Below are 11,388 nucleotides of genomic sequence, written 5' to 3'. Positions count from 1 at the left end.
ATCGAAGCTGTCGGGCCGGGGCTAGCTGCTGAGGATCTGCTGGGAGGCCTGCTCTTGCTGCTCGTAGTTGTTGGCGTCGCGGATCAGGCCGTCACGCACCCCGTGCAGCATGTTCACAATGTTGCGGAACGCCTGGTTCATCTGGCCCATGGTGTCCAGCGAGGTCGCCTCGGCCAGACCGCTCCAGCCCGCGCCCGAGATGTTCTGCGAGGACGCCCACATCCGGCGGGCCTCGTCCTCAACCGTCTGAGCGTGCATCTCGAAGCGGCCCGCCATCGCCCGCATCGCGTGCGGGTCGGTCATAAAGCGTGTTGCCATGTTGCCTGTCTCCTTGTCAACTGGGCTTATATAGTCAACTGGGCTCTTGCTGCTCGTACTCGGGAATTATTTGTGCAGATTGACTCCTCGTAGTGCCGACCGCGGTGATACGGAAGTCACCCATCGGTCATGAAGAACGACAGTCACCCCTTTCTCTCAACCGGCCGCCGGAGAATGCGGTACGACCCTGCTGCTACGCGGCACCTCGAACCGAGGTTCGGCATTGGCTGCCTCCCACTCGTTCCACTCCGCCCACTCGTCCCATTTCTCGGTGCCGAGTTCGGCGGGTTCGGGATCGACCGCACCGGGCACTACGGCGACCTCGGCCGCTTCATCCTCTTTGCCCCAGTGGTCATAGTCATCCGGTGGAACGGCCGTACCCCAGCTGAGCGGAACCGATAACCCGCCAAGCATCCCCGACTCACCGCGCTTCGCCGACACGGCATCGGGCGGCAAGGGCGGACCAAGAGGCAAAAGCACGCTGTCCCCTTCCTGTGCCGATTCCAAAAAACCAACCCTCAATGGCAAACACAACCATCGAGTACTACGCATCGTATGACAATCCCGCGACCAATAGTCCCTTTTCTCCGATTTCTCTGCATGCCCGCACGAACAGCGGCGCCGCGGGCCGACGTGGGGTGGCCGGCTGGGGCATCGCCGTTCGCAACGGCCGACCCTGTCGCTTGATCCGCGCAGCAGGAAACGCCGCGCACGGCAGCGGCTGCACCGTAGTTACAGGGTGAAAATGCATTCAAAAGGCGGTCGATCGTCAGCAGATGCCGCTGGGAATTCCGCGGACCGGCCCCGATTCCTGGACCGGCATCGTCTGCGGATAAGGCACCCGATAGGGAAGCCCTTCGTTGAGAAACCCCAGGACCACGTTGGGCACACAGTTGGCAATCTTCGGCAGCTGCCGGGCCGGGTGGTCCAGGTTGGGTCGCGACGGGTCGGGCGGGGCGGCGAAATTGAATGCCGACGTCATATCTCCGGTCACGCTGGCCCGCCAGGGGGTCAGGTTGGGGACCGGAACCCCGAAGCGCTTGCCGATGAGTTGCAGCTGCGACGTGTGGTCGAACTGGTCGTGGACCATCAGCCCGCCTCTGCTGTAGGGAGAGATAACGAAACATGGCACCCGGTACCCCAGACCGATCGGCCCCCGGACACCGCCCGAGCCGTCGACCTTGTCGATGTCGACGCTGTTGGGAATCCATTCGCCGGGTGTGCCCGGCGGCGCCGTCGGTGGCGTGACGTGGTCGAAAAATCCGCCGTGTTCGTCGTAAGCGATGATCAACGCGGTCTTTTCCCATACGGCCGGATTGCGAAGCAACGTCCGGATCAGGTTGACGATCGTGACGGCACCCACGGCGATCGGAAAGGACGGATGCTCGGAGTCGACGGTCAGCGGCACAACCCAGGAGACTTGCGGCAGCCTGTTGTTGATGACGTCGAGGACGAAGTCCCCGGGATATGTTGGCGCTATCCCGTATCGCGCCAGATCCGACCGCGGATCTCCCGCCGCCTTGAAACTGCCGACATAGCCGTTGCGGCTCAGCGACGTGTCGTTGAGGCCGCCGAGCAGCTTGCTGTTGTAGACCTTCCAACTGATGCCGGCGTCGCTGAGGTTTTGGGGCATGATGCGCCAACTGAACGTCAGTTTCGGTTGGATGGACGGCTCGACGATCTGTGGTCCGCCCTGGTCGCCGTCCGGGTTGACGGTGCCGCTGATCCAGTAGAGCCGGTTGGGCATCGTCCCGCCGAGAAGCGAAGAGTGGTAGTGGTCGCAGACGGTGAACGTGTCGGCCAGCAGGTAGTGGATCGGGATGTCGGGGCGGGCGTAGTAGCCCATCACCACGGGCGTATTGGCCGCCGACCGGGTCCTGGCTTGCGCCGCAAGCCAGCCGTCGTTGGCGCCGCCATTCCACGACAAATGCGCCGCGATCCACTGGTGGTCGGGGTCGTTGACGCATTCGCCAACCCCGTTGGGGCCCCTGGTCGTATCGATGCGGTACGGCAGGGTAATGCCGGCGGGGTCAACCGCTTGCGTCTGTGGATTCCAGCCCTTCTGGGCGAACAGCGGCGTCGGGGTGTCGAACCCGTCCACGCTGGAGAGCGTGCCGAAGTAATGGTCGAATGACCTGTTTTCTTGCAGGCACAACACGATGTGTTCGATGTCGGTCAGATGTCCCGAGCACGGGCCGGCCGCGTAGGCCTTCTCGATCACCGGGGCGGCCCAGTCCTTGAGGAAGGCAGCCGCACCGACGCCGGTGGCCTTGGCCAGGAATTCTCGACGCGACATTCCAGCAAATGCACCGCCGCCCACCGGCCCTCCTTTATCGATGTTTGAGTCGACCGTATAGGCGTGATGGAAGTCGGCTGCGAAACACAAACCGGCGTGTCCTGGCGTATTCGATCTTTTTGACGCCGGTCCGCGGTGTCGTGTTCAACCTTGAATCGGCCCCATCGACATAACCGGGCCGCCGGGAATAACAAGTGCGACCGATCCGGTCTCGGCAAAGAATACTGTTGCCACATTGCGCGCGCATACCGGTCCGGACGGGCGCCCCGCCTGCCCGCCGTACACGCTCAGCCAGCAGAAAACCGCTCAGCATTGCCCAGCCGCGGCACCAGGCGCCGCCGGTCGATTCAGCAGATGCCGCTGGGAATTCCGCGGGTCGGTGACGTTTCCTGAGTGGGCGTCATCTGTGGAAATGGCACCCGATACGGAATTGATGTCTTGGTCGTCGTTCCCAATACCGCGTTGGGAACGCACTGCGGCAGTTTGGGAACCGACTTCAGCAACGGGTGATCCAGATTGGGTTTCGACGGGTTCGGCGGGACCGCGAAATTGAACGTCGAAGTCATATCGCCGACCACGCCGTTTCTCCAGGCGCTGAGGTTGCCCGGCTCCATACGCCTTTTCGATAATTGGAGCGGCTAATGACGTGAGAGCGCCGGCGGTGGTGGCGGCAGCGGCTTTAGAGGATTGTCGACGGGTCATTCCGTCGACTGGGTGCTCGCTCCCCACACGCCCTCCTTGACGGCCGCTACGCACATTCCCGATCACGGTATAGTTGCGCCGGCAATCAATCTTGGTAAGCCCACCGGCGTGTCGGACCCGATACGCAAGCCAGTGCTGATCATCATTTCGATCCCGGAGCGCAAATCCGCCGCCGTCACCGAAAGCCGTAGCGGCAGCTTCCCGGGCCGATCAGCAAAGCCCGCTGGGAATCCCGCGGGTGGGGCTGCTTTCCTGAGTGGGCATCATTTGGGGATACGGCACTCGGTATGGAATCGCCGGCAGCGTACCGTCCGTCGTTCCCAGTACGACGTTGGGGATGCATTGCGGCAGTTTCGGCACCGCGGCCAAGAGCGGATGGCTCAAGTTAGGTCTCGTCGGGTTCGGCGGTGTTGCGAAGTTGAACGCGGAGGTCATGTCGCCCACGACGCCATCGCGCCACGCGGTCAAATTGGGAATGGGCACACCGAACCTGGCGCGAATCAGTTTCAACTGCGAGGTGTGGTCGAACGTGTCATGGACCATCAACCCGCCGCGGCTGAACGGCGAAATGACCAGGCAGGGCACCCGAAAGCCCAGGCCGATCGGGCCCCGGATACCGCCGGACCCGCTCACTGCGTTGATGTCGGGCACCGTCACGTACTCACCTGGAGTACCCGGCGGCGCCGTCGGCGGTGTCACGTGGTCGAAGAAGCCGCCGTTTTCGTCATAGCTGATGATCAAGGCGGTTTTCTCCCACACCGCCGGGTTGGAAAGCAGAATGCGCAGCGCATTGACCATGGCCACGGCGCCCAGCGCCACCGGCAATGCGGGATGCTCCGATTGGATGAACGGTGGCACCAGCCAGGAAACCTGCGGCAGCCGGTTGCCTTTGACGTCGGCCGCGAAGTCCAACGGGTAAGTCGGTGCAATGCCGAACCGAGCCAGGTTCGACCTCGGGTTTGCGGACTGCCGGAAAGCCTGTACTAGCCCGTTATTGCTGATCGGAGTGTTGATGAACCGCCCGGCATCTTTGCTTTGATACACCTTCCAACTGATGCCGGCGTCCTCGAGGTTCTCCGGCATGATGCGCCAGCTGTACTGCTGCTCGGGTAGGAAGCCGGGCTCCACCAACTGCGGTCCCCCATTGGTGCCGGCGGGATCGATGGTGGCGCTCATCCAATACAACCGATTAGGCAGCGTGCCACCGAGCAGTGAGCAGTGGTAGCCGTCGCAAATGGTGAAGGTATCAGCCAGCAGATGGTGGATCGGTATGTCCTGGCGGGTGTAATAACCCATGACCATCGGGACATAAGGCCCGGTGCGCGTCGCCGACTGCGCCGGAAGCCAATTGTCGTTGCCGCCGTTGTTCCAGGAGGTGTGCATGGCGATCCAGGCGTGGTCGGGATCATTGACGCACTCGCCGTCCAGAATGGGGCCACGGGTGGTATCGAGCCGGAATGGAATGGTGATTCCCGCAGGGTCGAGCGCCTGCGTCATCGGGTTCCAACCCTTTTGCTGGTATGCCGGCGACGGGTCGCTGAAACCTCGGGTGCTCGAAAGTGTGCCGAAGTAATGATCGAATGACCGGTTCTCCTGCATCAACAACACGATGTGCTCGATGTCGGTCAAATGCCCCGAGCATGGGCCCGCACCATACGCCTTTTCGATCACCGGGCCGGCAAAGTCCATCAGCAACGCCGCAGCGCCGGCGCCGGTGAGCTTTGCAAAAAACTCCCGGCGTGACATTCCCCGGAAGGGATTTTCCGTCACGTAATTCGCCTCCCTGCGCACAGCTCAGCTCACGGTATAGTTACCACGCCGATCGATCGCGGCAGGCCGACCGGCGTGTCGCAGGCCTACTTCACCTGCAGCAAACGAGCTGGAATCGGTTTCCGGGATCGGTCTGGGCCGGTCGCGGTGTACCGGTGGGTACGGAGTTGCGGTCTGTTGGCCGGCGTTATCGAAGCCAACGAGAACCGCGGCGGAAACCCGCTGGGGCCTGGTTAGGCCCCGGCTGGGAGCGTACCCACGCGGCGGCGACCCGCCGAAGCGGACCGGCCGGGTGCCCGGTTATCGAAACGGACGGTACGCCGTGCCGACGCAACCCATTGCGACCAACGTGCCAATACCCATCGGATTAAAGTGCGTCACGACAAAAATTTATCGAATCCCACATTCCTAATCGATCCCTCATAGTGCCATTTCTCGACTTGGCGCCGACGCCGGCAACCTCCCCGATCACTCGAGGTCAGCGCCCGTTCTTCGACTTTTCAAACGAATGGTATTCGGCACCGTCGGTCTTAATCTGACGCCAGGAATGATGTCGTGCCGCGAGTAACCCGGTCGTGATCGGAAAACCATTGTCCCGACCGGGTTTCGTGATCGTCGTCGTCGTTGTAGCGTCCGTTGCCATGTGGGGTACGGTGCTCGCGTTGGCGCTCGTCGCGACGGCCGACCCGGTGCGGATCGGGATCAGCGTTCTCCTGTCATCGCGACCTCGTGCCGTCGGCCAGCTCGTTGCGTTTTGGCTCGGCGGCATTGTCACCAGCGTTGCTCTGGCTATAGGCGTGCTCTTCGGACTACGAGGATTCGCGCTCGACGTCATGCACCGGGTCGAAGTGGCCACCGTTAGTTCCACCGCCGGACACATTCAGATCGCGATGGGTGTCACGGCGCTGCTCATCGCCGCGCTGGCGATCAGCCTCTCCCCAGGTCAGCGGATCCGGCTCGGGATGACAGGCGCCAATCCATCACAGTTGCAGGTCCTGACGTCCACGACGATCTCGAGGTTGTCGACGCGCGCCCAGTTCGCGTTGCAGGCCCGCCCGCTGCGGGTGGCGTTCGTCCTCGGAGTCGCGATGTTGGCGGATCTCCGGTTTCTGGTAGCGCTCACTGCGATTTTGGCCTCGGGAGCTGCGGTGGCCACCCAGGTCACAGCGGCGGGGGTGTACACCCTTGTGGCGCTGGCATTCGTCGAGGTCCCACTCGCCAGCCAGCTGGCGGCGCCGGCGAAGACCGGCCAGATCATGTCGGTGCTGCAGCGCTGGGTCAAGGCTCGGCGGCACCAGATCTTCGCTGTCGTCATTGCCCTGCTGGGGGCATTCCTGATGACCAGGGGGATGGGCCGCGTATAAGCGCCCGCCCTGATTGCGGCTGCCGGCGCCGGTGCCCTCACCTCGTCACCCATCCTGTCCGGCGCCGAGACCACGGATCGCTTCGGCTGACATGGTGAAGGCGCGGGTAACACTGGCTGGTTGGTATTACCTGCGCCCTCTGTAGAGCTGGCTGGTGAGGCCGGCTCGGTGGTGGTCAGGCCCGGCTGGAGCCGACTGTGGAGTCGGTTTGGGCGTGGGCGTTGGCTTGTCTCGTAGATCACCTGGAAGTTGTGGCCCAGCTGGGTGATCAACTCCTAGCAGGCCGCGCGCCGGAAGTCCCGGCCCTATCCGATCCCGGTACGCGGGATCACACTCGGGCGCGCCTGCACCACATGCGGATTAGCACCCCCACGGCCCATCATCCCGCCGGGCATCCCCGCCCCGGCACCACCGGCACCCATCGGCATCGGCATCATCGGCATCCCGCCAGTGCCGGCCGCTCCGGCTGCCTGCGCCAGCTCCGCCGCATTGGGCAAACCACCCAACCCCGCCATCGCCGCCGATGACATCCCCTTGGGCATCGACCCCTCCCAGGTCGGCGGCACCGACATCGCCCCCACCAACCGCGCCTTCCCCAACTCCGCGCCAATACCGGCGCCACCCCCGCCCAGGCCCTTCATCGGATTGACGTCACCAACAAACTTCGGCGCATCAGCCAGACCCTCCCACGCCGTCGCGCCCGCCAACCCCGCCGTACCCGCATTGGCCGTGCTGCCCAACTGCATCAGCGGCCCGAGCATCATGCTGGCGGGTTGCGCCGCAACCTGCGCCACCTGCATCACCGACGACAACGGCAGCGACGAGGCCAACGACTGCGCCCCGGTCACCGCCCCCGGCACCGCCGCTAGCGCACCCTGGGCCAAGGGCGATACCGCCGCCGTAGCCGTCGTCGCCAATCCCGTCACCTGCGCACCCAATCCCGCCAAATCCACCGGCGGCACACTAAACGGCATCAACTCCGCAGCCGCCGACGCCGCCCCCGCGTCATAGCCCACCATCGCCCCCACATCCTGAGCCCACATCTCCACATAATCGAACTCGGTAGCCGCAATCGCCGGCGTGTTCTGACCCAAGAAATTGGTCGCCACCAACGCCCCCAACAACACCCGATTCGCCGACACCGCCGCCGGATGCACCGTCGCCGCCAACGCCGACTCAAACGCCGTCGCCGCCGCCACCGCCGACGCCGCCGCCGTCTCCGCCTGCGCCGCCGCCGCGCTCAACCACCCCACATACGGAGCCGCCGCCGCCGCCATCGACACCGACGCCGGACCCGCCCACGGCCCACCGGTCAACCCGGCGATCACCGCATCAAACGCCGACGCCGACCCCGCCAACTCCGCAGCCAACGCCTCCCACGCCCACGCCGCCACAAACAACGGCCCCGCCCCAGCACCAGCAAAAATCCGTGCCGAATTGATCTCCGGCGGCAACCACGCAAACTCAGGAACCATTCCAACCCCAAACCAACCAGCCGCGCAAACGGCACCGACAACCAACCGAACCCGAACACTCACCAACCCATCGGCGGATCGTAAGCCAGCCCACAGCCGAAAACTCCAGATTCGCCAAACGCTGAAACGGCAGGCGCGTTCGGTGATCTCCGTGAGTTAGATCCCACCGAAGCGCTGGATTGCGACCACGCGGCTGACGGGATACTGACATGGTGAGGGCGCGGGTAACACTGGTTGGTTGGTGCTACCCGCGCCCTGTAGAGCTGGCTGGTGAGGCCGGCTCGGTGTTGGTCAGGCCCGGCTGGAGCCGACGGCGGAGTCGGCTTGGGCGTGGACGTTGGCTTGTTTCGTAGATCACCTAGATATTGCGGCCTAACGCGGTGATGAACTCCTGGCAGGCTCTACCCGACACCGGTACGTGGGATCACACTCGGGCGTGCCTGCACCACATGAGGATTAGCGCCGCCACGGCCCATCATCCCGCCGGGCATCCCCGCGCCGGCACCGCCCATCCCCATCGGCATCGGCATCATCCCCATCCCACTACCAGTCCCGGCCGCCTGCGCCAACTCCGCCGCATTGGGCAAACCACCCAACCCCGCCATCGCCGCCGACGACAACCCCTTGGGCATCGACCCCTCCCAGGTCGGCGGCACCGACATCGCCCCCACCAGCCGCGCCTTCCCCAGCTCCGCGCCAATACCGGCACCCACCCCCGCGCCACCGCCGAGGCCCTTCATCGGGTTGACATCACCGACAAACTTCGGCGCATCAGCCAACCCCGCCGCCGACGCCCCCGCCAACCCCGCCGTACCCGCATTGGCCGAGTTAGCCAACTGCATCAGCGGCCCGAGCATCATGCTGGCCGGATACCCCGCAACCTGCGCCACCTGCATCACTGACGACAACGGCAGCGACGAGGCCAACGACTGCACCCCGGTCACCGCCCCCGGCACCGCCGCCAGCGCACCCTGCAATGCCGGCGACACCGCCGCCGTAGCCGTCGTCGCCAACCCCGCCACCTGCGCACCCACCTGTGAGGCCAATCCCGCCAAATCCACCGGCGGCACACTAAACGGCATCAACTCCGCAGCCGCCGACGCCGCCCCCGCGTCATAGCCCACCATCGCCCCCACATCCTCCCACGGCCCACCCGTCAAACCCGCGATCACCGCATCAAACGCCGACGCCGACCCCGCCAACTCCGCAGCCAACCCCTCCCACGCCGACGCCGCCACAAACAATGGCCCCGCCCCAGCACCAGCAAAAATCCGCGCTGAATTGATCTCCGGCGGCAACCACGCAAACTCAGGAACCATTCCAACCCCAAACCAACCAGCCGCGCCAACGGCACCGACACCAACCGAACCCGAACACTCACCAACCCACGGGCGGATCGTAAGCCAACCCACACCCAAAGACTCCAGATTCGCCGAATTATCCATAAATATTGGGTAAGAGCCGGTCCACCAGCGCGCCAGATCTCGGAACTATCTCGGCGGGGCCGAGCAGCCGTGCCTGCGTAATGTCAATGCCGTGGACAACAATGATCCGCTTGATTGGTTCGCCGAGTGATTTCCCTATCGCCACGACGACGGGAAGGCAGTGCCCGCACCGACGCCGGCCAACCGCGCGACGTATGGCAAGAACCGCCTGGTCAGCGCGTGGCAACCGGCTGCTACGCCCGATGTGTCGTCCGGCGGTTTGAGGTGCGCACGGTCCGCGCCCCGCTGTCGCCGGAGTACCCAATACCCGGCGAAAGGCTTACCATCGGAAAATTGGCGCTCGCACGCCGCTAGAAAAGGTTCTTGAAGAAGCCCGAAAGCCCGTTGCCGAAGACCAACAGTCCCGAGCTCCCCGTCCCGGAGTTCAGGATGCCCGAAGTCGTGACACCCGCGATGGCGATGCCCGCGTTCTGGACAGCCGCGTTATAGAAACCCGCGTTCCCGTAGCCGGTGTCGAGCGCGCCAGAGTTGCCGCCGAAGATGCTCGTGGTACTGGTGTTGACGTAGCCCGAGTTGCCGAATCCCGAATTTTGAATACCCGAGTTGCCGCTACCATTTGGGTCGCTCTGCCCGAAGCCCGAGTTACCGGTGCCGACATTGAAGAAGCCGGAGTTAGGGCCGGGGTGGGCTATAGCGCTGAAAAACCCGGTGTTGAGCGCGCCCCCGTTGAAGCCGCCGGTGTTGGTGTTGCCCGCGTTGGCGAAACCGGTATTGACGTCGCCCGCGTTCCCGAACCCGGAGTTGATGTCGCCCGCGTTGAAAAAGCCGGTGTTGACGTTGCCCGAGTTACCGAAGCTGGTGTTCGAGTTGCCGGCATTGAAGCTACCCGCGTTGAAGTTGCCGGAATCGAAGAAGCCGAAGTTGCCGGCCCCGGCATTTACGGCGCCGGTGTTTGTGCTGCCGCCGTTCCAGAACCCGGTGTTGACGCTGCCCGCGTTTCCGAAGCCCGTGTTTCCCACGCCAGAATTACCGAAGCCCACGTTGCCGGTACCCGAGTTGAAGAAGCCCACGTTACCGCTGCCTGAGTTGAACAAACCGATATTGTTGCTGCCGGAGTTCAAGGCGCCGAAGCCAATTTGACCGTTGCCAGTGAGCCCGAAGCCGATATTGTTGTTCCCGGTGTTCCCGAAGCCGAAATTGCCATTGCCGGTATTGCCGAAGCCGACGTTGTTACTCCCGGAATTCCCGGTGCCGAAGTTGAAGTTACCACCATTACCGTTGCCGAAATTCGTGTCGCCGATATTGCCGCTGCCCACATTGGTGTTGCCGATGTTGCCGCCACCAAGATTGGTGCTGCCGATATTGCCGCCGCCCAGGTTTTGGCTGCCAAAGTTTCCGCTGCCGAAGTTGAAGTTGCCGACGTTTCCGCTGCCCAGGTTGATGTCACCCTGGTTGCCGCTACCGATATTGGTGCTGCCGATGTTGCCGCTGCCCAGGTTGAACGAGCCGACGTTGCCGCTGCCGACGTTCGTGTCACCGATATTGCCGCTACCCAGGTTGAGGGAGCCGATGTTGCCGAAACCGAAGTTGATGCCCTGAAGAGGTGCCGGAACGGCGCTGGCCGCGGGCGCTGCCGGTGCGCCGGCCGCCGCGCCGGCCCCCGTCGCACCACCGACCAGACCCGACAACCCGGGCAACCCCGCCACCGAACCCGACCAGGAAGCCAACCGCGCAGCCGCCGCCGAAACCCCACCGTGATAACCCACCATGGCCGCCACATCGGCCGCCCACATCTCCTCATACACACCCTCGGCAGCCGCAATCGCCGGCGCATTCTGACCAAACAGATTCGACATCACCAACTGCACAAACACATTGCGATTAGCCGCCACCGCCAACGGATGAACCACCGCCGCCCGCGCCGCCTCAAACGCCCCCACCACCGCCTGCGCCTGCGCCGCCGCACCCGCCGCCCGCGCCGCCGCCGCACTCAACCACCCCGAATACGGAACCGCCAC

At 64.2% G+C, this 11,388-nt stretch carries 8 protein-coding genes and 4 pseudogenes; 1 reads left to right on the top strand and 11 read right to left on the bottom strand.

Annotated elements, in window-relative coordinates; genetic code table 11:
* Nucleotides 1-21: 21 nt before the first annotated feature.
* From CDN38_RS22950 to CDN38_RS22930, 5 genes and pseudogenes are all read right to left on the bottom strand, one after another.
* A complete protein-coding gene (locus tag CDN38_RS22950; RefSeq protein WP_036416272.1) occupies nucleotides 22-318 on the bottom strand; it encodes a WXG100 family type VII secretion target in 297 nt (98 codons plus the stop codon).
* 156 nt (nucleotides 319-474) lie between these two features.
* Nucleotides 475-798: a hypothetical protein gene (locus tag CDN38_RS22945; protein ID WP_082276932.1), complete on the bottom strand. Its 324-nt coding sequence runs from the start codon at nucleotides 796-798 to the stop codon at nucleotides 475-477.
* Between the two features lie 289 nt (nucleotides 799-1,087).
* The gene (locus CDN38_RS22940; RefSeq protein WP_099319459.1) at nucleotides 1,088-2,614 is read right to left on the bottom strand and encodes a phospholipase C; all 1,527 of its coding nucleotides are present in this window, start codon (nucleotides 2,612-2,614) and stop codon (nucleotides 1,088-1,090) included.
* Between the two features lie 347 nt (nucleotides 2,615-2,961).
* Nucleotides 2,962-3,216 (bottom strand): annotated as a pseudogene (locus CDN38_RS22935) (phospholipase); the annotation flags it as partial.
* Nucleotides 3,217-3,526: 310 nt separating this feature from the next.
* Nucleotides 3,527-5,062: a phospholipase C gene (locus CDN38_RS22930; protein ID WP_075509183.1), complete on the bottom strand. Its 1,536-nt coding sequence runs from the start codon at nucleotides 5,060-5,062 to the stop codon at nucleotides 3,527-3,529.
* Between the two features lie 599 nt (nucleotides 5,063-5,661).
* Here CDN38_RS22930 and CDN38_RS22925 point away from each other — a divergent pair.
* On the top strand, nucleotides 5,662-6,450 hold the full coding sequence (locus tag CDN38_RS22925; protein ID WP_082276933.1) for a GAP family protein: 789 nt from the start codon (nucleotides 5,662-5,664) through the stop codon (nucleotides 6,448-6,450).
* A 175-nt stretch (nucleotides 6,451-6,625) separates the two neighbouring features.
* Here the strand turns inward: CDN38_RS22925 and CDN38_RS33160 are convergent.
* The 6 genes and pseudogenes from CDN38_RS33160 to CDN38_RS33150 all read right to left on the bottom strand — a co-directional run.
* Nucleotides 6,626-6,719 (bottom strand): annotated as a pseudogene (locus tag CDN38_RS33160) (type VII secretion protein EsxI); the annotation flags it as partial.
* Between the two features lie 36 nt (nucleotides 6,720-6,755).
* Complete coding sequence (locus CDN38_RS22920) at nucleotides 6,756-7,925, bottom strand: PPE family protein (RefSeq protein ID WP_099319205.1); 1,170 nt, start codon at nucleotides 7,923-7,925, stop codon at nucleotides 6,756-6,758.
* Between the two features lie 291 nt (nucleotides 7,926-8,216).
* Nucleotides 8,217-8,325, bottom strand: a pseudogene (locus CDN38_RS33155) (type VII secretion protein EsxI); the annotation flags it as partial.
* Nucleotide 8,326: 1 nt separating this feature from the next.
* Entirely contained in the window at nucleotides 8,327-9,244 is a 918-nt protein-coding gene (locus CDN38_RS22915) for a PPE family protein, SVP subgroup (protein ID WP_099319204.1), read from the bottom strand.
* 476 nt (nucleotides 9,245-9,720) lie between these two features.
* Nucleotides 9,721-11,076: a beta strand repeat-containing protein gene (locus CDN38_RS22910; protein WP_408633040.1), complete on the bottom strand. Its 1,356-nt coding sequence runs from the start codon at nucleotides 11,074-11,076 to the stop codon at nucleotides 9,721-9,723.
* 23 nt (nucleotides 11,077-11,099) lie between these two features.
* Nucleotides 11,100-11,388, bottom strand: a pseudogene (locus CDN38_RS33150) (PPE domain-containing protein); the annotation flags it as partial.

Source organism: Mycobacterium ostraviense, assembly GCF_002705925.1.
In the GTDB taxonomy this organism is placed as follows: Bacteria; Actinomycetota; Actinomycetes; order Mycobacteriales; family Mycobacteriaceae; genus Mycobacterium; species Mycobacterium ostraviense.
Note: the sequence above shows the minus strand (reverse complement) of the source record. Positions and strands in the feature narration are given on the sequence as shown.

What these genes read in the sequence shown, in the direction of transcription:
- CDN38_RS22950 (WP_036416272.1), bottom strand. Translation starts at nt 318, where the DNA reads ATGGCAACACGCTTTATGACCGACCCGCACGCGATGCGGGCGATGGCG.
- CDN38_RS22940 (WP_099319459.1), bottom strand. Translation starts at nt 2,614, where the DNA reads ATGTCGCGTCGAGAATTCCTGGCCAAGGCCACCGGCGTCGGTGCGGCT.
- CDN38_RS22930 (WP_075509183.1), bottom strand. Translation starts at nt 5,062, where the DNA reads ATGTCACGCCGGGAGTTTTTTGCAAAGCTCACCGGCGCCGGCGCTGCG.
- CDN38_RS22920 (WP_099319205.1), bottom strand. Translation starts at nt 7,925, where the DNA reads ATGGTTCCTGAGTTTGCGTGGTTGCCGCCGGAGATCAATTCGGCACGG.
- CDN38_RS22915 (WP_099319204.1), bottom strand. Translation starts at nt 9,244, where the DNA reads ATGGTTCCTGAGTTTGCGTGGTTGCCGCCGGAGATCAATTCAGCGCGG.